The organism is Pseudomonas sp. MAG002Y, assembly GCF_019400845.1.
GTDB classification, from domain to species: Bacteria; Pseudomonadota; Gammaproteobacteria; order Pseudomonadales; family Pseudomonadaceae; genus Chryseomonas; species Chryseomonas luteola.
Window position 1 is genome coordinate 1 of record NZ_WOEJ01000006.1, and the last position, 22,449, is coordinate 22,449.

The 22,449-nt window shown below is 49.7% G+C and carries 18 protein-coding genes and 1 pseudogene; 4 read left to right on the plus strand and 15 right to left on the minus strand.

From position 1 onward, the window contains the following. Positions 1 to 96: 96 nt before the first annotated feature. The 11 genes and pseudogenes from GM154_RS09985 to GM154_RS10035 form a co-directional block, all read right to left on the minus strand. Positions 97 to 354 (minus strand): RHS domain-containing protein, encoded by a 258-nt coding sequence (locus GM154_RS09985; protein WP_219652126.1) that lies wholly within the window; start codon positions 352 to 354, stop codon positions 97 to 99. A 275-nt stretch (positions 355 to 629) separates the two neighbouring features. After that, on the minus strand, positions 630 to 1,235 hold the full coding sequence (locus tag GM154_RS09990; protein WP_219652127.1) for a hypothetical protein: 606 nt from the start codon (positions 1,233 to 1,235) through the stop codon (positions 630 to 632). Then, positions 1,232 to 1,471 carry an AHH domain-containing protein gene (locus tag GM154_RS25940; RefSeq protein ID WP_219652128.1) on the minus strand — a complete coding sequence of 80 codons (240 nt, stop codon included), beginning with the start codon at positions 1,469 to 1,471 and terminating at the stop codon, positions 1,232 to 1,234. Before GM154_RS25940 ends, GM154_RS09990 begins: the two co-directional genes overlap by 4 nt. Further along, positions 1,459 to 2,094 (minus strand): RHS repeat domain-containing protein, encoded by a 636-nt coding sequence (locus GM154_RS25845; RefSeq protein WP_374940314.1) that lies wholly within the window; start codon positions 2,092 to 2,094, stop codon positions 1,459 to 1,461. The genes GM154_RS25940 and GM154_RS25845 overlap by 13 nt, the downstream gene beginning before the upstream one ends. Positions 2,095 to 2,375: 281 nt before the next feature. Further along, complete coding sequence (locus GM154_RS10005; protein ID WP_219652129.1) at positions 2,376 to 2,789, minus strand: NTF2 fold immunity protein; 414 nt, start codon at positions 2,787 to 2,789, stop codon at positions 2,376 to 2,378. Positions 2,790 to 3,011: 222 nt separating this feature from the next. Next, complete coding sequence (locus tag GM154_RS10010) at positions 3,012 to 3,410, minus strand: immunity 22 family protein (RefSeq protein WP_219652130.1); 399 nt, start codon at positions 3,408 to 3,410, stop codon at positions 3,012 to 3,014. 394 nt (positions 3,411 to 3,804) lie between these two features. Continuing rightward, positions 3,805 to 4,125: pseudogene (locus GM154_RS25945) on the minus strand (RHS repeat-associated core domain-containing protein); the annotation flags it as partial. A 324-nt stretch (positions 4,126 to 4,449) separates the two neighbouring features. Beyond that, positions 4,450 to 5,013, minus strand: a complete 564-nt coding sequence (locus GM154_RS10020) for a hypothetical protein (protein WP_122043814.1) — start codon at positions 5,011 to 5,013, stop codon at positions 4,450 to 4,452. Next, complete coding sequence (locus GM154_RS10025; RefSeq protein WP_219652132.1) at positions 5,013 to 9,200, minus strand: RHS repeat-associated core domain-containing protein; 4,188 nt, start codon at positions 9,198 to 9,200, stop codon at positions 5,013 to 5,015. Before GM154_RS10025 ends, GM154_RS10020 begins: the two co-directional genes overlap by 1 nt. 62 nt (positions 9,201 to 9,262) lie before the next feature. Next, entirely contained in the window at positions 9,263 to 9,703 is a 441-nt protein-coding gene (locus tag GM154_RS10030) for a DcrB-related protein (RefSeq protein ID WP_219652133.1), read from the minus strand. A 20-nt stretch (positions 9,704 to 9,723) separates the two neighbouring features. Then, positions 9,724 to 11,670 carry a type VI secretion system tip protein VgrG gene (locus GM154_RS10035; RefSeq protein WP_219652134.1) on the minus strand — a complete coding sequence of 649 codons (1,947 nt, stop codon included), beginning with the start codon at positions 11,668 to 11,670 and terminating at the stop codon, positions 9,724 to 9,726. Between the two features lie 398 nt (positions 11,671 to 12,068). Here GM154_RS10035 and GM154_RS10040 point away from each other — a divergent pair, with 398 nt between their 5' ends. Then, positions 12,069 to 13,157 carry an NAD(P)-dependent alcohol dehydrogenase gene (locus GM154_RS10040; RefSeq protein ID WP_219652135.1) on the plus strand — a complete coding sequence of 363 codons (1,089 nt, stop codon included), beginning with the start codon at positions 12,069 to 12,071 and terminating at the stop codon, positions 13,155 to 13,157. Between the two features lie 107 nt (positions 13,158 to 13,264). Here GM154_RS10040 and mapR read toward each other — a convergent pair whose 3' ends face one another. Next, positions 13,265 to 14,674, minus strand: coding sequence for a GntR family transcriptional regulator MpaR (gene mapR, locus GM154_RS10045; protein WP_219652136.1), 1,410 nt, complete (start codon positions 14,672 to 14,674; stop codon positions 13,265 to 13,267). Between the two features lie 121 nt (positions 14,675 to 14,795). Continuing rightward, complete coding sequence (locus GM154_RS25615) at positions 14,796 to 14,918, minus strand: hypothetical protein (RefSeq protein WP_010799001.1); 123 nt, start codon at positions 14,916 to 14,918, stop codon at positions 14,796 to 14,798. A gap of 756 nt (positions 14,919 to 15,674) precedes the next feature. Between GM154_RS25615 and GM154_RS10050 the strand changes: the two genes are divergently transcribed. The 3 genes from GM154_RS10050 (at position 15,675) to GM154_RS10060 (ending at position 20,259) form a co-directional block, all read left to right on the plus strand. Beyond that, positions 15,675 to 17,975: a glycoside hydrolase family 5 protein gene (locus GM154_RS10050; protein WP_258019796.1), complete on the plus strand. Its 2,301-nt coding sequence runs from the start codon at positions 15,675 to 15,677 to the stop codon at positions 17,973 to 17,975. Positions 17,976 to 18,245: 270 nt separating this feature from the next. After that, a complete protein-coding gene (locus tag GM154_RS10055; RefSeq protein WP_219652137.1) occupies positions 18,246 to 19,103 on the plus strand; it encodes an RNA ligase family protein in 858 nt (285 codons plus the stop codon). A 16-nt stretch (positions 19,104 to 19,119) separates the two neighbouring features. Next, entirely contained in the window at positions 19,120 to 20,259 is a 1,140-nt protein-coding gene (locus tag GM154_RS10060; protein ID WP_219652138.1) for an AAA family ATPase, read from the plus strand. A gap of 3 nt (positions 20,260 to 20,262) precedes the next feature. On the opposite strand, the gene GM154_RS10065 is transcribed toward GM154_RS10060, so the two are convergent. Together GM154_RS10065 and GM154_RS10070 are read right to left on the minus strand one after the other, a co-directional pair. Then, the gene (locus tag GM154_RS10065; protein ID WP_219652139.1) at positions 20,263 to 21,048 is read right to left on the minus strand and encodes a hypothetical protein; all 786 of its coding nucleotides are present in this window, start codon (positions 21,046 to 21,048) and stop codon (positions 20,263 to 20,265) included. A 527-nt stretch (positions 21,049 to 21,575) separates the two neighbouring features. Next, positions 21,576 to 22,349: a LuxR C-terminal-related transcriptional regulator gene (locus GM154_RS10070; protein WP_219652140.1), complete on the minus strand. Its 774-nt coding sequence runs from the start codon at positions 22,347 to 22,349 to the stop codon at positions 21,576 to 21,578. Between the last annotated feature and the right edge of the window lie 100 nt (positions 22,350 to 22,449).

Genomic DNA, 22,449 nt, shown 5'->3' on the forward strand with positions numbered 1-22,449 from the left:
AATCTCTTTGCGATGTCTCATGCCTCTATCGTGGACATAGCCAAACTTAGATTCAAGGGGGTTTTGTTAGCGGCTCTTAGTATCGTAGTGCTGCCCCTAGAAGCGCAGGTCCTGCTCAATTTCTCTGGTGCGAGCGTTTCTAGCGTACCAGGTCTTGTAGTAGGGATAACATACCATACGACCGGTATCGTCCGTGACCTCAAGCGGTGTACCGATCTGGTCGGTATGAAAGTAGTAACGCTTGGGCTTAGCATCTGCCTGGTTTGGCTCTGTATCTACACGAGCGAGCGGGGCGTAGCTGCCTTGTTCGTAGATATACAGGCTGTGCAGATCCGCTTTTTGCTCCTGCAGCATGCGCAGGCCTTGCCAGAGGAAGTGGGTCGTTTCGGTTTTGTCCTCTGTTAGGACATGCTTGGCGACACGGCGGCCCAGGCAGTCATATTCCTAGCTGGCTTGGGTTTACTACCGTTTATTATAAATTTTATCTTTAACCCAAATCGTGTCATACACTAAGGAAAAGGTGTGTTTCGAATTTATGTGAAAATATACAACTGCCATGAGTATCTTGCATGTATTATTTATTTTAACTCTCTCTCACGCTGTGTTATTGGTTTAATTAATATGTAAATTTAGCTGGCTTTAAATGTATATATTTTTTCGCCATTAAACACATGATACAGGTTTTCTATGCCGCCTTTTGAGTTGTAAGTAATCTTTTTTCTTGCATATGGTTTTAAATGATTTGTTCCGCAGACAAGTGCCTCAGAGATTATATCTTCGGGATAAATATATTTCTCGAACGTATATTCTCCGTCTTCATTTAATTCTATAGATGATGTATATTTTCCGTTTTTTTTATTTACTTTGAAAATACGGATGGGTTCCTCCATATCGTCATACTGGATAGTAATAATTGAGTCTCCCTTTTGATAGGATATGTACTCGGAAACTATACGGCCATGTCCGTCGAAGTCAAAGATATTAGAAGGGAATCCCCCTTTCGTAATTCTTGCCGCGTAGACGTTTTTTAGAGTTTTTGGTTTTCTTTTTAATATAGAAGTAGTTTTGATTCCCCTAGACTCATTAAAAAATGGTATTGGGAAAAATGGCAAAGATTTAGACCAAATCAGATCATCTTGCTCAGGATCAAATATAGTGGGTCTAATCTCAGTGGAAGCTAAGATTTCTTTGATTTCTAAAAGAGCGTCAGCCACTTCTGTTTCATTAATAATCATTTGTTAAATACCATTCCGTTGTTAAGGCTTGACTTTATTTCCGAAAGTTCGGTAAGAAAAGACTTTTTATCAGCTGTATTGATAAGTTTATCGTAGACATATTGTTTATAAATGTTGCTATGAACCCCTTCGCCTTTGTGGGCAGTAGTTGTAGTTCCAGGTACTCGTGCTTTGCTAGTGTTTGGCAGCCAAATACCGTTCTTTCTATAATTGATATCGATGCCTAAGTCTTCCATTTTTTGCGCAAGGCAACCATTCGCCAATCTCTTGAATTAGACATAATTATGTGATGAGCATCATACTGCCCACCGCCGATGGGCTTAGGTCCTAGGTTTGAAGCTAATTTACGAGCATCACTGGAACAAGTGAGTCCTGTAGGATCAATCCAAACGGCCGGATTGTCACCATAATTATAGAGGTTAATTCCGCCAAGCAACCCTATGGGATCTTGCGCTGTAAAGCGGCCTACGGCCGGATCGTAATAACGAAACGTGTTGTAGTGCAGGCCCGTTTCGGCGTCGTAGTACTGTCCCTGAAAGCGCAGGTTTTGCTCGATTTCCCTCGGGACCAGGGCTTCCAGCGCGCCCCATGTTTTGTAATAAGCGCGCCATACCATGCGGCCGGTATCGTCCGTGACCTCAAGCGGGGTACCGATCTGGTCGGTGTGGAAATAGTAGCGCTTGGGCTTTTGATCAGGCTGGCTCGGATCAGTATCTAACCGGGCGAGCGGGGCGTAGCTGCCTTGCTCGTAGATATACAGGCTGTGCAGATCCGCCTTTTGCTCCTGCAGCATGCGCAGGCCTTGCCAGAGGAAGCGGGTCGTTTCGGTTTTGCCCTCTGTTAAGATATGTAGTGCCAATGCAACGGCCTAGGCAGCCGAATTCATAATTGGCTTGGCTCAAAAAATCATGGTGCATCAAAGGCACACCTTTCTTGACGAAATTGTCCGATAGCAGAAAAAATCATCAACATCAGCCCTACCATTCAGCGAGGAGAAAGCATCGTATGATTGCGGTGAATTATCATCCGCTGCCGCTTACGATAGCGCTTTAGTTAGTCTAGTAGCCCAAATGAAATCAAGTCAGACGGCTCTGCATTCAGGCCTGTCTACTCTGGCATAGTAATATTATCTTTTTAAAATTAAATAGATGCCGGATACCATTTGTCATTTTCATCCAGAAGCTGGCGCTTACTTATTTTCCATGTGTTTTCCACTTTTTTTAGCGTTATTTTAAATTCATTTTTAAATCCTACGGATTGCTGGTGTAAATATGTTATTTGTTTTGGCGTGCTTTCAATTGGTTTGATAACGTCTCTTTCAAAATTGTAAGTTGTAGGCGATCCAGGATTTAAGGAAATTAATCTTCTGTAATTTTTTCCCACATTTAAGACATATCGCTCAAGTATTATTTTTAACTTTTCTCTATATTGATCATCTATAAGCTCTGTATCTTCCCCGCATTCAATATGCTTCATAAGTAAATCATAATATTCGTTCTCCCATTCATTCATTTCTGTCATAAAATCTTTAAGTACAGTTAGCGCGTCGCTCATAAATTATCCTTTTAATTTCCGAAAATTTGGCCAAGTATTTTCGCCAAATAAGACATATAAATTATTCTGGTATGTCTTATTTAGAAAAATATATTTAGGAGGGCTAGCGCCAACCGCTGATTCGAATTTTAGGGTTTTCTATTATGAGGGTATGTCGCCTATCTGTCATGATAGGCGAGATTCTAAAGTTGCTTTTAACTCGCAGGTCAACTTAAAATCTTTTTAAGATTCGAGAAACTTTCCTATGTATATAAGTTTATTGTAATTTTCCTTGTGCGGTTCTGAAATCGATAAGTCTCCATCGCTATATATGAGCATAGTGTTTGCTTCTTTAAGCCCTGCTCTTTCACAGATTAGCTTTATGCGTGCGTGCTCACTATCGTCTATGTAGGCTTCTTTAAGCCAGTCATCAATGGGCACAGGTTTCTCTTTGCGTGGAATTATAGCTATGTAATCCTCGTCATAAGTTAAATGTCCAATGTCTTTGCAGAAGCCACAAACCTTAAAGCTTGGATCATCAAAATCTCCTCCTGTTGAATAGTCCTTTTCAAAATACTTCATGTATTCCTCTTCAGACTGAAAGTTATTCCCTAGCCAAAGGTGAATATGATCGCTTATCATGCTAACAGCTTCCTATTTTCATATGTTTACGATGGTGTCTAGCAATTATTTCTTTTGCTTCTCTTTTTGTATTGGCTTCTAACAGGGCGGCTTGTAAATGTTTATGGAAAAAAGTCGAAGCTCTACTTTTGTGATGTTCCCCGTCCGGAATAAGTGATCCTCTACGATCGCTTACTCCACTAAACTCTAGGCCTTCTGTTGGAACGACATGCTTCATTATCTCTTCGGCGGTAAATCCTAGCTCTTTCGCTTTCCATGCTATAGCTACTGGAAACATTTCATGTTTTCCGCCAGTGCCACGCAAGGCATCACTCACGGAGCTTTTATTATTAATTATGTCTTGTACTGATGCGCTATTGAACCAGTTGCTAAACTCACCCCTAGCCCAAGGGGCCCACCCTAAAGGGTCAATCCATAAAGTTGAATTCTTAGCATAGCGGTATAGGTTCTTACCACCCAATAGTCCTATAGGATCCTGCGTCGTAAATCGTCCCACGACCGGATCGTAATAACGAAACGTATTGTAGTGCAGCCCTGTTTCAGCGTCGTAGTACTGTCCTTGAAACCGCGAGTTCTGCTCAATCTCTCTCGGGACCAGGGCTTCCAGCGCGCCCCATGTTTTGTAATAGGCACGCCATACCATATGGCCGGTATCGTCCGTGACCTCAAGCGGGGTACCGATCTGGTCGGTATGAAAGTAATAGCGCTTGGGCTCATCTGGCGATTTGGTTTTGTATCTACACGAGTGAGCCATCGGGACGGCATTGAGTACCGGCTAACTAGGCTCCTCCGCCCCTGGGCCAATGATTAGGTGGAACGCTTGAGCCGCACGATTAAATAGGCCACTAGCAAGGACTTTCACCATGCCTCGCTTAAACAATTGCAGAATCATATAAAAGATCATCTCTGGGTCTATAACACCGCTCGCTTCTTGCGCTCATTGAAAGGACAAAGAACGACTGGCTTTATCCTCCAGCAATGGCAGAATAGGCACAATTCTTTTTAATCGATTCAGACACTTTATCTTCGATAGATAAAATTAAAGCCTGAGCTTCTTTTCGAGAAGTTGTATTCCTTTAATATTGGATTCTTTTATCTCTCTGGCGACATCGTTAGAAATTGCTACTTCTGAGAGACATTCTTTGCATCTAAATATTGATTTTTCAGTCTGTAGATCAATTAAAGTAATTTTTGTAAACTTCTTAGGTCCATCTGGGAGAAAATCAATTATTGGTTTGTATATACAGTTGGCCATATCAAAAGCTTCTTGTATAGATAAATAGTTTACTATGTAAAACCCTTCATGGAATTTGCCTTTATGTCTTATTTTTGTTTCTAAAAGCTGTATAGAATCTTTGGAAAAATTTGTAAGTAGCTTGGCGAGCCTTTTGCTTATGACGTCAGGGCCATTACTAAACAGGTAATCATAAGAAGTTAAATTCTTGATTGATGCGTTTGATTTTGCAGATAGATATATGTCTTTAAAATCATTCGGATTTACAGGCTTTCCTATCTTCAAGCTTAGTGAGTCAGGAAAAATGTTTGTGTCATATTCGAGCCAGTAATTGTTGGGATATTTTTCGTCTATATCAATTAGGTACATCAGCATCCTCCTATCCTTATTGAATTTTTGTTTAATAATATTCTTCCAGATCTTAAGCCTTGCCTATTATCAATTATAAGCTTCTCTAAGGCTTCACGATACTGACTTGAATTCCAATTCTTAGACTTTCCATAGCTATGTAATGCGTCTAGGTCTGCTCTAATGTTTTCAGTGTACTTGGGGTGTGATCCTCGATGGACTGTCCTAGCTGCATGATTCTCAACGTATTTTGGTAAGTAAATTATGTTTTTTAAATTATGTATATTGAAATTTGCTGCCTTTAAGGCTTCATGTGCTTTAAGTTCTTGGGGGATGATGTGATGTTTTTGAAAACCACTTATACTATTCATAGTGTTATAAGTGGTAAGGCCTTCTGGATCAACCCAAGACTGGCTGTTGACTGCATATTGATATAAATGACTTCCCCCTAACAACCCGATTGGGTCCTGCGTTGTAAACCGTCCCACAACCGGATCGTAATAACGAAACGTATTGTAATGCAGGCCCGTTTCAGCGTCGTAGTACTGCCCCTGAAACCGCAAGTTCTGCTCGACCTCTCTGGGAGCCAGCGCTTCCAACGCACCCCATGTCTTGTAGTAGGCACGCCATACCATACGGCCGGTATCGTCCGTGACCTCAAGCGGGGTACCGATCTGGTCGGTATGAAAGTAGTAGCGCTTAGGCTTTTGATCAGGCTGGCTCGGATCAGTATCTAACCGAGCGAGCGGGGCGTAGCTGCCTTGCTCGTAGATATACAGGCTGTGCAGATCCGCTTTTTGCTCCTGCAGCATGCGCAGACTTTGCCAGAGGAAGTAGGTCGTTTCGGTTTTGTCCTCTGTTAGGACATGCTTGGCGATACGGCGGCCCAGGCAGTCATATTCGTAGCTTGCTTGGCTGAGTGAGTCATGGCCGCGATAGGTTTCGGCTTTAACCAGGCGGTTTTCGCAGTCGTAGGTAAAGCGCTGATAACCATTTGAACTGTGCCGCTCGCTCACGTTACCCCAGGCGTCGTAGATGAGGCGCAGGTCTTTCCAGGCCTTGAGGCGGTTGTCCGGGCTCAAGGCCTGGGAGCCGATCAGGTTACCGGCAGGGTCGTAGCCAAAATCTTCATTACCGAGCTGCGGATGGTGTGGTTCGCGGCTGCGCAGTTGGCCAATGGCATCGTATTTGTAATCCGTAGTGCCACGGTGCTTGTCAGCCTGCCGCAACAGTTCGCCGGCCTTGCTGTACTCATAGCGACGATGGATGAGCGTGGCGGGATGTTCAGGATGGCCGAGCAGGCTGTTCTTTTGCTCGTTGAGTTGCGAGAGCTGTTCATGCGGCAACTCAATGGCGGCTTGCCAGCGTTTACGGCCAAAGCTGTCGTATCCAAAGCGGCTGGTCAGGCTGCCCTGGGTACGCAAGGTCTCCCTGTGCAGGGCGTCACGCTCGAAGTCGCTGATCAGCAAGCCGTCGAGGTTTAGTTGGTGCAGATGGCCGCTGCCATAATAAAGGTGATTGAGTGTGCGGCCATCCGGCAGGCTGAGCTGAGTAAGGTTGCTTAACGCATCGTAGGTGTAACTTAGTGCGCCCAAGGCTGACTGCTCTTCTACCAGGCGGCCAGCGTTGTCGTAGCTGAAGCTAAGAAAATCCGGCCGTATGCCCAGCGCTTTACCGTGCTCGCTGGGCTGCCGTTCGATGGCTACGACCCGATCCATTTCGTCATAGGTGTAATCCAGGCGAGCATCCCGAGTTACTTTGCTGAGCAAACGACCTATAGCGTCGCGCTCAAATTCGCTTGAGCGTGTCTGACCTAGTCCCGCCTGGTCAGCGGTATGCTCATCCATGCGGACCAGTGCGCCGGATAGGTTGTAGTGGAAACGGCGACGCAGACCGTCTATACGAACTTCTTCAATTAGGCGGTCAGCTGAGTCATAGGCGAAGCGATAGGCCGCCCCGTTTTCGTTTACCAAAGCAGCCAGACGCAGCGCCTGATCATAGTGGTAACGAACCCGCTGGCCTTTGGCGTCCTTGCGCTCTACCGGCAAGCCCCGAATGTTTCGGCTTAGGTAAGTTGTATGGCCGTCAGCATCCGCATGGCTGAGTAGATGGCCTAGTGCATTATAGCTGTAGTGATCTGTCGTGGCATCTGGATGCTCCACCCGCAGGATTTCGCCATCGGGTTTACGGTGCAGGCGGGTGGTCTGCCCTAGGGCATTGGTGATGGCACGCAGGTGCTGGTGTTCGTCATAAGTATAGTGGGTGCGGTTGCCTGAACAGTCCTGGGACTGAAGCACCTGCCCCAGCTCGTTCCACCACATGTGGGTCTGGTTGCCCAAAGGGTCACGTATGGTATGGATTCGGCCGTCTTCATCGCTTATGTAGTGAGTTTGTTCGCCAAGCGTGTCGGTTTCTTTTAGAAGTATGCCGTTACGGTCGTACTGCCATTCATGAGTGCTGCCATCTGCGTGCTCAAGGCGAACGAGTTGTTCGGTATAGCGATTGTACTCATAGCGGGTTGTACGGCCGAGGGGATCGGTTTCAGCAACCAAACGGCTGAACTCGTCGTATTCAAACTGCATGCTGTTGCCGTTTGGCAGGGTGATGCTCGTTGTGTTGCCTGCATCGTCTATATCAAAGGCATACGATTCGCCACCGAAGTACTGACAGGCCACGACTCGTTTGGCTTCGTTATAGCGAACCTTGGCACTACGACCTAGACCATCAGATACATAAGTAACCTGTTGCTTCAGGTCATAGTTGAACTGGTAGTGCTCACCATCGTTTGTCCAGTGTTCGATGACGCGATAAGTGCTGTCTGGAAACTCTGCATAGCGGTAGTGGCAGTGCAGCCCTAGCGCACTTTCGTGCAGACTCATACGCCCTTGATCATAGGCGAAGCGCCGAATGATATCGCCGTTCCGGTTGGTTACAGATACCAACTGGCCCAAGGTATCGTAGCCATAACGAACCAGGGTTTCGACGGAGCGCTTATTTACGATACGCTCAATGCGGACCAGACGATCACGTGCCTCGTTATAGCCCAAGTGCAGGTGCAATTCACCTGAGGCATAGAGATCGGTCAGCAGGTTATCTCGGTAGAGCAGGGCGATGTAATGACCTAATGCATCTTCAATACGCTGTAAGCGGGCCGGCTTAGCATTCCTATGAAGTTCACCGAAATATAGGTAAACATCGTCCAGCGTTTTTAATAAGTAGTGGCCGCCTTCTGTACAGACCAAGGTGATTTTTTCATCAGGGTAGTAGGTGCTCTCTCCGGGCTTCAAAGCATCGAGCCTGACGTCTCGCCCCTGACTGTCTTTCAGTAGGACAGCATCACCTTCGAGTTGCAGTGTTTGTTCCCAAGGCAACACCCAACCGCGACCCAGTAGACCTATTTGCTCAATGTCGCTCGCATAGAAGCGCGACCATGTAATAGGTAAAAGGCCGGGTAAGGTGAAATCTGTCTCCGAATCCTCGGAAAGCACCTTACGTCCGTTGACGGCATCTACAGGGTTACCAAAAAGTCCGCTTGCCGCATGAAAGATGGAATTGGCTCCGGCACTCAAGGCCATACCGAGAGCCTGACCAGCGACAAAGACACCAGCAAACTTCATCAGGCAAGGGGTCAATGCTCGGAGGTTTTTCAGTGACGCAAGATTGGGCCGTCCAGTGGCAAGCCCGGCCAAAAACATTCCAATCCCAACACCTATCCTGAGCTTTGTAGAAACTTCTTCATCAACTTCAAGATAGGCATGGCTTTCTGCCCCGATAAACACGTTGTGTGAGCCACTTTCAATAGTGGCTCCACACGTCGTACGGTCCCCCTTGCGTGCAGCACCCAAGCCATTAAGCAAGACTTTTTCAGAGCCCTCCGCTACAAGCGGCTCATCGCTATGCTTGTCGCAAATGACTTCACTTTGTTCGGCATACGCGGCATTACGCCCATTGATGAATACATTGGGAGAGCCACTAAGGATGCTGCCTGTTACTGTCTGGTCTTTCTGCTTGATCTCTTCTCCCCATTCAGGAAGAAGACCGCCCACCGTACTTAGCGCCAGCCCAAGTAGAACACCGCCCAGTCCGCCTGTGCATACGGCAAAGGCAGCACCAATGATAAGGGCCGTTCCGATGGCTGCGCCTATCAGAAAGCCTGTCAACGCCTCGGTATGGACAATGCTGTCGTGCAGCCTGGCTGCTTCGTACATCAACTATTCCTTGTCTGTTTAGCAACGGAACGCTTGCCTGCGTTAATGCATCAATGATGCGGTTAGGAAAGATCCTCTGACGCCAGCTCAAACGTCGAAAGGATCGAGCTCCAGGTATTATTGTGGTAGGTATCAAACGGGGACTGGGTGGTGGCAGAAATCACAAGAATTCGCTCGTCTTTCATCAAAAAAGCTGCCTGCCGCTGATAGATAAGGCGACCATCGCTCTGATGATGTGAGTCGATTTGTATACCGTTCACGGGTTGGGTCTCTGACAGTACGGCTTCTTGCCTATGCACAAGCTTGAACTTGCGTAGCCGTGCCGACAGCATTCCTATTTGCCGGTCAATGTATTCAGGTAGTGTCTCGCCTGGGTGTAAGGCATCTCGGGAGATGCTGAACGTGAAGGAGCTTGGTACCCCTCCCAAAGCAAATATATTGACTGTCCGGTCTGCGAAGCCATCGGGTAAAAGGAAGCGGCCTTCCTGAATCTGATATTTCATGTATTGAATCCTTTCTACTTTTAAGAGGGCTGGCCAGAGGTGTTGAACACGGCGTCAACATTGGCATCTATGGTTTTCTTGACGCCTTCGCCAAAAGGCTCGGTTGCTGATTTGCCGTCTGGCATGTTGATGTCGAGCTTTCCGCCTGTAGTGTTGATTTGCCCGTTGCCACTGGCAGTAATATTGAACTCAACGCAGGACAGGTTGACCTGACCGTCTGCACGAAGCTCAATGACGCTTTCGCCACAAACAAGGCGAATACCTTCACCTGCCTCAATGAGATACGTTGAACTGACGCTATCCACCTTCGAGCCGCCTACCAGCAGCTGGTCATCCACCTTGACGATGCGCAGGCGGTTCTGACCAATAACTACCGTTTCGTCCTGACCAATGGTTTTGGTTCGGTCAACCCCTACGGAGTGGGTTTCACAATTGCCCACTTCAATGTCCATGTCGCGCTGACCATGTACGTAGATCTGCTCTGCACCGGCTTTATCTTCGATTCGCAGCTCATTGAAACCGTTGCCGCCAGGCGTGCTTCTGGTCTTGAAGACTGTCCGGCTCTTGTTGGCGGGCAGGTTGTACGGCACCAGGTTTGCGGCGTGATGCAGGCAGCCTGTAATGAGCGGCTGGTCTGGGTCACCTTCTAGAAAGGTCACCAGTACTTCCATTCCGATTCGGGGAATCGTGACGGCCCCATAGCCTTCATGGGCCCAGTTGCTGGTAACACGCAGCCAGCAACTGCTGTGCTCGTTCATCTGATCCAATCGATCCCAATGGAATTCCACGCGGACGCGGCCGTATTGATCGCAGTAGATTTCTTCTCCAGCCGGGCCTGTGACAATTGCGGTCTGGCTACCCAGGATTTTTGACTTAGGGTGCTTCAGGGCTGGTCTGAAGATCGTGTCCCAAGGCACTGCCGTAAAGAAGTTGCGATAGCCCTGCTGGAAGCCATCTTTGTCATCTACATGCGAGGATATGGATTCTTCTAATACTTGAGGTTGTTTGCCTTCGTGTGTCAGCTCGGTGAGTAGCCACAAGTCATTCCACTCACTGCGTGGGTGCTCGGTCAAGGGCATGAAGTGGCCGGAAACAAGTGTTGGCAGGTCACTTTTACCGCGAGCGATCTGGTAATCCGAGCGATGACGTTCCAGGGTGCGCTGACTTAGCTGCTTGCCACGGGCGCGGTCCATGAAGGCGCCAGGGTAGTCATAATCTTCCAGCTCTGGCACAGCCTCGCCGGTGTGAGACGCTTCCATGGTGAGCTTGGGCTTTTCAAAGTTGTAGTCCCGGCGGCTAACCTTGGTTGTTCGTGTTTCAACCTGGACTGCAAACTTTCGTATGACCTGATGATCTGCAACCAGTCCGGTATCTTGCTGGAAAAGAGCAGGGCTCAGTTTTGGGAAGCAGGTCTGATCATCACCAAAGACCATGATGTGTTCGGCCTGGGTATGCTCAAAGTGATAATGAATACCTTCCTCTTCACAAAGCCGATTGATGAAGTGAAGATCGGTCTCATCGTACTGAACACAGTATTCACGTTCTGGGTAAGCCGAGCCCAATTGGAAACGAAAGACATTGGATAGGATGCCATGCTCTTTCAGAACGGTAGCGATGATGTCCGGCACGTTAAGGTGCTGGAAGATACGCTGGTTATGCCGATGGCAGAGATAATGAACGCGTGGCACGAGCGTGACACGATAGCGCGTCATGCGTTGACCTGACTCGCCTTGTTCGGCGCTGTGAATCAGGCCATTGAAGCCTGTACCCGTCTGGTCCAGTGTCAGGAAGGCAGGCTGGTTGAGTAAGGATTCAAGATCGAAGTCGGGTCTTTCGCTGATCAATTCAATATCGAAACGGAAGGCGGTATTCAATGCTTCCCGCCCTGCAAATTCCAGCACCTGAAAATCATGAGAGACGCCGGGAATCTCAAGTATGAACTGGGTTTCGTTGGCTGGGGAGAACATCCTGGTTCCTCTGCTTCCTGCTCGGTATACAAGTCATGTCCAGGCGGGCGGCGTGTCGCTTTTCTGGAGATGCGTAAATTAATCCCATGCGCGGGATTGGCGGTTAGAGATATGGCCGCAGGCTAAACGAAAGCCAGTGGCAGAATCTTGCGCAGTAGCTAGAGGTGAGGTGGGTGTTATTCAAAAACACGAACCAGTTCTTACAGGTTTTTAGGCAGCCATAAGTCGCTTTGGCATTTGGTGGGTTAAGCGGCCTAAGTCAGTGAGGCTCTCTGTGAGAGGTCTGATGGTTATGCTTGTTAAGTTTATGCATAAATGCCATGTTGAATGAAGGTTCAGCGCCGCTTTTATGCTTTGAGTGAGCCGTCTCTGCTCATACATTTACCAGGAGCCCCACAATGAAAATAATGGCCGCGGTTACGCGCTCCAAAGGACAGCCTTTTAGTCTTGAGGAGGTTACGCTATCAGGTCCTGCCACCAACGAAGTGCTGATTCGGATCGTTGCGACAGGGGTTTGCCACACCGACGCCGTCGCGCGTGATCTGGGGCTGTCGCCTTATCCTGTAGTTCTTGGTCATGAGGGCGCGGGCATTGTCGAGCAGGTAGGCCGTAATGTTAGTGATCTGGAGATAGGCGATCATGTGGTCCTGTCGTTTGCGCACTGCGGTAAATGCGAAAATTGCCTGACCGGGCATCCTACAGTGTGCAGGGTCTTTAACGATCTCAATTTTGGCGGCCGCATGGAGGACCATACCTGTCGGCTTCGCCAGGGAGATACCGAGCTCTCTTCCTTTTTTGGTCAATCATCCTTTGGCACCTACGTGATTGCCAGCGCACATAATGTCGTCAAGGTCGATAAGGAAGTGGACCTAGCGTTATTAGGGCCGCTGGGCTGTGGTATCCAGACGGGTAGTGGAACAGTCCTCAACCGCCTTCGCCCAGGGTTTGGCGATAGCCTTGCTGTATATGGCTGCGGTGCTGTGGGTTTGAGCGCGATCATGGCGGCAAAGATTGCAGGGTGTGCTCAGATTTTTGCAGTTGATGTGCATGAGAGCCGACTTCAGCTGGCCAAGGAGCTGGGCGCTACGCATGTGTTCAACGGTAGTCAGGTTGATGTGGTCAGGGAAATCAAGGCTGTCTCTTTGGGCGGTACGCACCATGCGGTTGAAACTACAGGGGTTCCGCCGGTTGTTCGCCAATGCCTGCAGGCGCTGCGGCCATTAGGGCAGGCGGCGATTGTAGGCGTAACCCCCGAGATGACCATTGATGTTCATAACGAGATCATGGCGGAAGGAAAGACCATGATGGGTGTGATTGAAGGTGATGCCGTGCCACGCCTCTTTATTCCCAAGCTGATCGAGTACTACAAGGCGGGGCGCTTTCCGTTCGACAAGCTTGTCAGGTTTTATGATTTCAAGGACATCAATCAGGCATTTGAAGATTCCAAGCAGGGAATCACCGTTAAAGCCGTCCTGAAATGGAATTAATGCCCGGCCAGTTACATTGCTAACGCCTGGCCTGATTGGCCTGTTGCAGTTGAACTTTCAGTTGCAGCAGGCAGAGGCTAAGAGTGGGATAAAGGACGCTGGGTTGTTCAGAACGTATCGATCATGCGGCCTAGCGTTTCCATTGCCTTCTCACTCTCAGCCGTCCAGGGATGGCCATAATTCAGCCTTGCACAGTTTCCAAACCGTTGGCTGGCCGAGAAGATAGGGCCGGGAGCAAGGCTGATACCCTGAGCGATGGCCATACGGAGCAACTGAAGCGTATCGACCCGTTCTGGAAATTCAAACCATAGGAAATAACCGCCGGTTGGGCGGGTTACGCGGGTTTCGCTCGGAAAGTGCCGTGCGGCTGAGTCCAGCATGGCGCTCTGCTGGGTTTCCAATGCATGGCGCAATTTTCGTAGGTGTCGGTCATAGCCACCATGTTGCAGATAGTCTGCAATGGCCGCTACAGCAGGAACCGAAGGAGAAATGGTCGTCATGAGCTTGAGGTGATCAATGGCCTCGGTGAAGCGTCCGCCAGCAACCCAGCCCACTCGATAACCCGGCGCCAGACATTTCGAAAACGAACCGCAATGCATGACCAGCCCATCATCATCAAAGCTTTTCACGGCTCGTAACGGTTGGTTGGAGAAATTCAATTCGGCATAGACATCGTCTTCAATCAATGGAACCTGATGCTGCTTCAAGAGTGTGTACAGCGCCTGTTTCTTCTCGAAACTCATGCTGGCGCCCAAAGGATTTTGCAGGCTGCTCATGAGCCAGCAAACTTTGATAGGAAGATGAGAGAGGCTGTGCTCCAGCACATCAAGATCAACACCTTCCCGTGGATGAACGGGGATCTCGACGGCCTTCAATTTTAAACGCTCCAATACCTGAAGCGTCGCATAGAAAGCAGGTGCCTCTATTGCAACCAGGTCGCCTGGGCTCGTTGTACTTTGCAGGCATAGGTTCAAGGCTTCCATCGCCCCGTTGGTAATAACCAACTCCTCAAGCGGGAGACGAGTACCGTTGACCCTATAACGAAGGGCTATTTGACGGCGCAACTCATTGCTGCCTGCCGTCATGTCTGCAATAGCGGCCTGGGTTGAAAGGTGTCTTAATGCGTGGGTCATGCTGCGGGCAAGGCGAGGAAGCGGAAACAATTGTGGACTGGGAAAGGCAGACCCAAATGGAGTGGTCGCAGGGTCCTTGATAGAGTTCAGGATGGAGAAGACCAGTTCGCTGACATCCACCTCAGTGGTTTCAGCCTTGTGACCAGTAATTTCAGGCTCATGCAGCGGGCGCTTGGCATGCTCACGTACGTAATAGCCTGAGCGGGCGCGGGCAATGATCAGCCCTTTATCTTCCAGCAGATAATAAGCCTGAAATACAGTCGAAGGGCTGACCGTGTAGGTACGACTGGCATGACGTACCGATGGGACTTTTTCACCCGCCTTAAGTACACCGGTTCGAATCAGGTTCGCAATTTCGTCAGCAAGTCGCTCGTAACGTTTCATGCTTTTCGCTGCAGCGCTGGTGGTTGATGCCTATACCGTATTGGTGTCTATACGAGCGCTTACGACTTAAAACAGAAGATTGAAATCGGTTGCGTCGAGACACTGATGGCCTTTCTATGCATTAGCGGTCGTTCTTCTGCACGTCCTTTCTATCTTTGTTTAGCTGTACGCCAGCGTAAAACCCCCATCCCAGTAGAACGAAGGCCAGAAAGCCAAACAGTGACATAAAGAAGACGTCGCTCATGATTGAAACCTCTTGCGATAGCAGGGAAGGGTAAGCATTGAGACAGGCATCGTAGCGAATGGATGTGTTTGCTAGAGCAGCTCTCTACCGGCATTACCCATGTGGCTACAGTAGGGCTCTAGGCGTGCGCAAAACAGATTCAGATTCTTAATAAAAAACCGTATCAGATGTTGAGTCACCTTTTTTGGCATTGTTGCACGCCGCTAGCTGAGTAGTCTCAATACGCGTTGACTCTGGTAGACCGCCTTCAGCTTGGGCTGATTTGTCTTCAAGGCACGACCCTTGTGACAAAAAATGTCACTGCTGGTCCCAAACCGTTACGCTTGGCCAACAGCATTTTGTCAACTCTTTCATGCTTGGTAAGCGTGTAAATTTTATGAATTTTTTAAAACTGCTTTCTCTACCCCTAAATTTTGTGAACGTTGTCGAAAGTAATTCGTGTTTCTTTGGAAAAACCTAAAACAACTGTTTCACAAACAGCTGTTTAATACAGAGAAAAATTTTTATAAGTTATTGATTTTAAATATATTTTATATGTATTGACGAAAAACAATAGTGTCATATTGATATTGTTTTCACTGCTTTTTGAGTGGCACGCTTTTCTCAATCCCCGGTAGTACAGCCACGCTCGGCCACCAAGCAAGGTAGTTAGTTCTGCCTGAAGACCAAAACGATAACAGTCTTGATACGAGCCTTTTAGGTTCGGCCGTTAAGTGCGCACTTCAGAAATGACACTTTAGGTTTATTGGGGAATTCATGAAAAGCTCAAGCAGGCGTTCCCGTAGTCTGGCTTTCAAAGTAATGAGGCAATGCGCGCTACCATTGGCGGCGTTACTGGTTTCGTCTTCGGCTGTGGCATCGGTCGACCTGGTGGGGCTGAACTTGTCTGGGGCTGGCTTCGCATCACACGTGCTGCCCGGCATCAACGGAACCAATTATATATTTCCGACAGAATCGTACTTCAAGCAGTGGAGTGAGAAGGGCATAAAACTGGTGCGCTTCCCAATTATCTGGGAGCGGCTGCAGCCTACGCTTGGCGGTGCGCTGGACGCTAAGTATGTGCAATTGATCGATAGCACGTTCAGCTATGCAGAAAAGCATAACGTAAAGATCATTCTGGACCTTCATAACTATGCTCGATATCGCGGCCAGATCATTGGAACAAGCGGTGTGCCTTATGCGCGATATCAGGAGATCATGACAAAGATCGCGCAGCGTTGGAGCAGCCAGAAGTCGCTTTATGCCTACGACATCATGAATGAGCCTAATGGTGCGCTGAACTATTGGAACACGGCAGCTCAATACGGCATCAATGGCGTACGTGCGGTTGATACCGTTCGCCCCATTATTGTCGAAGGCAACGGGTGGGCCGAGGCTACGCGCTGGGAGCAGTGGAATAATACGTTACTCGATCTCAAGGATCCTTCAAATAACCTTATCTTTTCTGCGCACACCTACTTTGATAACAATGCGGGCGGCAATTACGAGTCCGTTGACGTCAGCAAGCTTGACCCCATGTATGGCGTTGAGCGAGTCAAGCCCTTTATCGAATGGCTAAAGAAGCACGGCAAGAAAGGCTACATCGGTGAGTTTGGCATCCCGGACAATGACTCTCGCTGGAATACCATCATGGATAACATGCTGGCATATCTGGCGCAGAATTGTATTCCGGCCACCTATTGGGCGGCAGGTCCGGGCTGGGGTAACTATTTTATGTCTGTGGAGCCTATAAATGGTGTTGAGCGTCCTCAATGGCCAACTCTCAAAAAGTACGTCAATAACACCAGATGTACTGCGTTTGGACCTATAAACGGTACCGACGCAACAGCACCAAGCCAACCCGCTAAACCGGCTCAGCCGGCAGTTCCTGCGCAGCCTGCTACTCCATCAAAGCCTGCCACTCCTGCGCCGAGTAAGCCTGTTACGACAACACCTGCTACACCGAGTCAACCCGTGACTGCGCCTGCTACACCAGCAGTGCCTGCCATGCCAGCAAAACCAGCAACTCCTGCACCTGCCCCTGCACCTGCACAGCCCGCTACGCCTAGCCAACCGGCGAAACCTGTCGTGCAACCGGTAACGCCTGTCACCCGCAGCGGGCTAGATCTGGTTGGCTTGAATTTGTCAGGCGCAGCGTTTGCTCCACACGTCGTACCCGGCAAAAACGGTGTTGACTACCTGTATCCCACAGAGGCGGATTTCAAGCAGTGGAATCAGAAAGGGATCCGTCTGATCCGCTTTCCTATTCTATGGGAGCGCATACAGCCTAAGCTCAGCACAATGCTTGATCCCAACCAGGTTGGCTTGATCCAGACCACTATGAACCTGGCCCAGAAATACAACATCAAGGTTATCATGGATGTGCATAACAATGGGCGCTACAACGGCAATATCATTGGGGCGGGGCAGGTTACCTACACCCATTTCTGGGACCTGATGTACCGAATTGCTTACCGCTGGGCCAGCCATCCTGCCCTGTATGGGTATGACATCATGGCCAAGCCGCATGACATGGATAGTTACTGGCTCAAGGCTGCCCAGTCTGGAATCGATGGCGTACGAACAGTGGATCATACTCACCCGGTGATTGTGGAAGGTAATGCCTGGTCCAATGCATCGCTATGGCCCTATTACAATGACAGTCTGCTCAGCCTCAAGGACTCGGCCAATAACATCATCTTTGCAGCGCACGTCTATCTGGACAAGGACGGCAGCGGTACTTATAGCCCGGAAGATACCAGCCAGCTCAACGCGATGCTGGGCGTCAATCGTGCAAAGCCTTTCGTGGATTGGCTGAAAAAGAACGGGAAGAAGGGCTATATCGCTGAATTTGGCGTGCCAGGTGACGATGCTCGCTGGCTGCCACTGATGGATAATCTGCTCTCATACCTCCAGCAGAACTGTATTCCTGCCACGTACTGGGCGGCTGGTCCGGGCTGGGGTAGCTACAAGCTTTCAGTAGAACCCTTGAATGGCCAGGATCGTCCTCAGTGGGCCACGCTGCAAAAGTATGTACAGAGTGCTAACAGCTGTACTGCCGTCGGGCCGCTGAAATAACGTGAGCTATACAAGAGCCGCCCTCGGGCGGCTTTTTGCACTATTTGACGGACATAACGAATAGCTGGTTTTATGTTTGACAGACGAAGCTTTAATCGGGCCTAATTCGTGCCCTTCGTTTGACCCCCTTTCCAACGTGGTGAAGCCAGTGCCCTGCATCAACCTTTACATCTGATCCGACAACGGTCCTGGTAAGCGGTTGGTCTGCGCGTAGCTGTCATCTATCGTTCCTGAGCGTTGTCGGTTTTCCCTGTTTGTTTGGAGAAGACCATGACTCTCGACCCGCGCGTCTATGCGCAATTACATGAATTATTTAAATACCCGCGAACGCCTCACCTGGAGTCGTCGCGCCTGCAACCTGGTGACTGCGATCATGACCAGGTAAAGCTAAGCACGCTGAAAGAGCAATTCATCGTGGTGGAGGAAAAGCTTGATGGCGCTAATGCGGCAATCAGCTTTTCCTCCAGAGCAGAGCTTTTGCTTCAGTCGCGTGGGCATTACCTCATCGGCGGCTCACGTGAAAAACAGTTCAATCTGTTCAAGCAATGGGCACGCGTCCATGAATTGTTCCTGCTCGAACGCCTCGAGGATCGCTACGTGATGTTTGGCGAGGTCATGAGCAAGAAGCATTCGGTTTTCTACGATCAGTTGCCGGGTGTCTTTTTCGAGTTCGACATCTGGGATCGTCGTAGGCAGATCTTTCTGTCAACCGCTGAGCGCCGCGTGTTGTTAGCCGGCGGGCCTGTCCTGTCTGTACCTGTGTTGTATGAGGGTCCTGCGCCTGTAAGGCTCAAAGACCTGCTGGCACTGGTTGGCAAGTCCTGGGCCCGAACCGATTGGTGGAGAGAGCGGTTCGAAGATACAGTGCGGCGTGAAGGGCTAGACCTGAGTAAGGCATGGTCTCAATGCGATACCTCTGATCTGATGGAAGGGCTTTACCTGAAAGTCGAGACAGCCTGCGAAACAGTCGCACGGATGAAGTGGGTCAGGCCAGACTTCGTGCAGACCATTCTGGACGCCAATGAGCATCACTTGCGTCAGCCCTACATTCCCAATGAGCTTGCGCCCGATGTTGATCTCTATGCACCAGTACCTATCGTGACGTGGGAATGTTTGAACAAACAATAACAAGGAGAAATGGAATATGGATTTTCAAACACTTGAGCGCTTGGTTGCTGCACCAGGCCAGCAGCCCGACTTCAAGGGGTGCGTAGAAGCAATACCGGCACTGACTCGGTTGGCAAGTACGCCGCAGGAGCCTGCCTATCATGGCGAAGGCGATGTCTGGACCCATACCTGTATGGTGGTTGAAACCATGGTAGGTGGAAGTGCCTATGAACGCGCAAGTACTGAAGAGCGTTTCGTACTGTTCTACTCGGCACTTTTGCACGACATTGCCAAGCCGGACACTACTGTTATAGATGAGGTCACTGGGCGTATCGGCCAACCGGGACACTCTCGTCGTGGTTCAATTGATGCCCGCATATTGCTCTGGAAGGCAGGCGTGCCATTCTCGTTGCGAGAAACCATTTGCCGAATCATCAGTGTGCATCAGGTGCCGTTCTGGGCGTTGAGCGGTGATCGCTCAGGACATTCTCCAGAGTTTCTGGCACATCGCCTGTCCTGGGAGCTACCGCTCTGGATGTTGATCGCTATGGCCATCGCGGATATAGAAGGGCGTATCTACCCGAACAAGCAGCACGTATTGGATGATATCGTGTTGTTTCAACAGCTGGCGGAGGAAGAAAGCTGCCTGTATTCAGCCAAGGCTTTTCCTGATGATTACACACGGATGAGCTATTTTCGCGGTGCCCGTATTCATCCGGCGTTCAGTCATTATCGGGAGCAGGAGGGCTCCGATGTGGTGGTCATGGCGGGTCTGCCTGCCAGTGGCAAGAACACATGGGTCGCAGAAAACCTGCCAGGGCTGCCGGTCGTTTCTTACGATGATGCACGGGACGCACTGGGGCTTGCTCATGGCAAGAACGAAGGGGCCGTCGCTCATTATGCGGTGGATACCGCTAAGTCGTTGTTACGGAGCAGGGAGGCCTTTGTCTGGAACGCAACGCATCTGTCCGGCCAAATGCGCAAGAAGACCCTGGATTTGCTCTACCAATACAACGCCTCAATACGAATCATTTATCTTGAGCAGCCGGAGCGGGTCATTCTTCAGCGTAACGCCAGGCGAAACACGTCATTGCGAAATCAGGATATCCAGCGGATGCTCTATCGGTGGGAAGTACCGCTGCCGAGCGAGGCGGACTGTGTTGAGTATCTGGCCTAACGCTCACACCTCGCTCTTGTCGTAGAGTGGCTTCTTTTTCCATTCGCTGCCCTCTTCAGGCTCAGGTGCCTTTTCTTCAACAGGAGGCGCCTTGAGTTGCTGTTCGGCCTGGGTCTGTTTCTCGATGGCATTCTCAGCGGTCTCTATACCGCTCTCAAAAGCTTCGCGCTGGGCTTGAAACGCCATTTGATCAGATTGGTTGCGAATATATTGAAGGCCACGTTCATAAGCGCGCTTTGCCAGGCGGGGCTGGTCTGACTCAAGCGCTTGGGTGGCCATGTTATCGAACATTTCGATATTGCTGAGCGCAAGCCAATATCTGACTGACTTGAACCAGCCGGAAGCATCCGCCTTGGTAAGCAGACCATCCTGTACGGCGCGGTGAACCTGACTATTAAGGGTTTCCAGCTGAAAGCTCACCTCTTTGAAGGCCGCCTCGCTTGACAGAGGGCATGGTTGATTCTCGATCGAAATGTCCAGACCGAGTTTTTCCTGCTCCTGCAGGAGGGACTCGCGCTCCGTCAGGGCTTCGGTAGGTTTTTCCAGGCGGCCGATGCGCTGAATAAGGTTGAGTTCAAGCCTGACTAGAAGCTGTTTGAGTTCAGGTGTCATGAACTGGGCTGGAAAGGTTTCCGACAAGGTGCCGATACGGTAAATCCGGTCATTCAGGTCTGCCCGCAGACGAGCCTTATCCAGTTGATAACGGTCTGCAACCTGGTCCACATAGGCCATGAATAAAAATAAAAGGATGCAGCTGACAAACATCAGCGCCAGTGCTGAGGTGGACATGTGTCGTTATACCTTCTGTTCGAGCAGGCCTTTCCAAGACCTGAATGCCTCTAATGAGAATGTGCGCCCGGAAACTTCAACCCGAGTGCAGTGCCTTCCTGGCGTCTCATGGTTTGCCAGTTGGAGGCTTTCATTAGAAGGCTATCGGTATAGCGTTGGTTTTCTTGAGGAAAATAACTAGAAAAAAGAGTGAGCTGTCTGAGGCATGCCAGAGCCCTTTGGCACACCGTTGATTGAAGCAGACCGGAGCAGGGCGAAACGAGCCGGTCAGGTGCTCGGCTGAGTACAATCAATCCTCCTGCTTACGTTTATTTACCCCTAATACCCTCTGCAAAAACTCTATTCAGGCTGATACGACTTCGGCGGTTAAAAGCGCCGAGGGCACATATCAATAGCAATTCTGCCTGGGAGTAACCTTGGGTGGAGAATACGTACAGGTCTCCAAAATTACGACGTCTGTCGTAATTCCTGTCGGTTATTGATGAGGCTCAGCATTACCAGCACGGTAGCTACCCAGCCGGTATACATCAGTTGATTTGAAAGAACACCGCGAACAGCTCGGATTGGGATTTGATGTTGAGCTTGGTATAGATGTGTTTTCGATGGACCTTGACGGTCTCGACAGAAATATCCAGCTTCCGCGCAATTTCCTTGCCGGAGCAGCCACTCAGTACTAGACGTGCAACGTCCATCTCACGGGTGGTCAACGGCATTTCGCTGCGTTGGCTGGTTGTCTCCAGCCGGTGTTGCCACGCTGGAACAGAGGGCGTATTGGCGCCTTGTTCGAAGCGTAGGCGCTGACGCATGAGACCCATTATCCAAGGTTGAATCAGACCGAGCAGGGCTATCTGGTCAGGTTTGAAACGCTGGCGCGAGCCAAGGGACAGGCAAAGCGTCTGATCAGCATCGATCTGGCAGTTGATCTGGATTTCGTCAGCGACCACGTTCAGTCGGAAGTAGAGGCGATAATAATCGGTTTGCTCAAAACATTCTGGTGCGACGTCGTCAAGCCGAACCAGGCCATTGTGGGCTCGCTCACGAGAGGCGATGTAGAACGGGTCAAGAAGATACAGGCCGTTGATGTAGTCCTGAAACAGCGGATCAGGTCCGCCATCACTGGTCAGACTTTCTGCCAGTACAACGGGCCTGCCAGCACTGAAAAGCAGTGTTACCCAGCTGTCGAAGGGCAGATAGCGCGCCAGTAATCGTACCAGCCTGATCCAGAAGTTGGGCGCATCGAGCGCATCAATCAGTTGACCAACCGACTGATGCCAGGCGATATCCTTTAGTTCCATACCCATGCCTACCTCAAAAGGGTTAACCCACCGGCGTGATTATCATGCCAAACCGCGGGCACCATACTGCCAAACCAATGTGTTCGATACGGCTGATGTATCAAGG

Coding starts and splice junctions, on each gene's coding strand:
- GM154_RS10070 (WP_219652140.1), bottom strand. CDS start 22,349: ATGGGTATGGAACTAAAGGATATCGCCTGGCATCAGTCGGTTGGTCAA.
- GM154_RS09985 (WP_219652126.1), bottom strand. CDS start 354: ATGCTGCAGGAGCAAAAAGCGGATCTGCACAGCCTGTATATCTACGAA.
- GM154_RS10060 (WP_219652138.1), top strand. CDS start 19,120: ATGGATTTTCAAACACTTGAGCGCTTGGTTGCTGCACCAGGCCAGCAG.
- GM154_RS09990 (WP_219652127.1), bottom strand. CDS start 1,235: ATGATTATTAATGAAACAGAAGTGGCTGACGCTCTTTTAGAAATCAAA.
- mapR (WP_219652136.1), bottom strand. CDS start 14,674: ATGAAACGTTACGAGCGACTTGCTGACGAAATTGCGAACCTGATTCGA.
- GM154_RS25940 (WP_219652128.1), bottom strand. CDS start 1,471: ATGGAAGACTTAGGCATCGATATCAATTATAGAAAGAACGGTATTTGG.
- GM154_RS10040 (WP_219652135.1), top strand. CDS start 12,069: ATGAAAATAATGGCCGCGGTTACGCGCTCCAAAGGACAGCCTTTTAGT.
- GM154_RS10030 (WP_219652133.1), bottom strand. CDS start 9,703: ATGAAATATCAGATTCAGGAAGGCCGCTTCCTTTTACCCGATGGCTTC.
- GM154_RS10005 (WP_219652129.1), bottom strand. CDS start 2,789: ATGAGCGACGCGCTAACTGTACTTAAAGATTTTATGACAGAAATGAAT.
- GM154_RS10010 (WP_219652130.1), bottom strand. CDS start 3,410: ATGATAAGCGATCATATTCACCTTTGGCTAGGGAATAACTTTCAGTCT.
- GM154_RS10050 (WP_258019796.1), top strand. CDS start 15,675: ATGAAAAGCTCAAGCAGGCGTTCCCGTAGTCTGGCTTTCAAAGTAATG.
- GM154_RS10025 (WP_219652132.1), bottom strand. CDS start 9,200: ATGTACGAAGCAGCCAGGCTGCACGACAGCATTGTCCATACCGAGGCG.
- GM154_RS10055 (WP_219652137.1), top strand. CDS start 18,246: ATGACTCTCGACCCGCGCGTCTATGCGCAATTACATGAATTATTTAAA.
- GM154_RS10065 (WP_219652139.1), bottom strand. CDS start 21,048: ATGTCCACCTCAGCACTGGCGCTGATGTTTGTCAGCTGCATCCTTTTA.
- GM154_RS10020 (WP_122043814.1), bottom strand. CDS start 5,013: ATGTACCTAATTGATATAGACGAAAAATATCCCAACAATTACTGGCTC.
- GM154_RS10035 (WP_219652134.1), bottom strand. CDS start 11,670: ATGTTCTCCCCAGCCAACGAAACCCAGTTCATACTTGAGATTCCCGGC.
- GM154_RS25615 (WP_010799001.1), bottom strand. CDS start 14,918: ATGAGCGACGTCTTCTTTATGTCACTGTTTGGCTTTCTGGCCTTCGTT.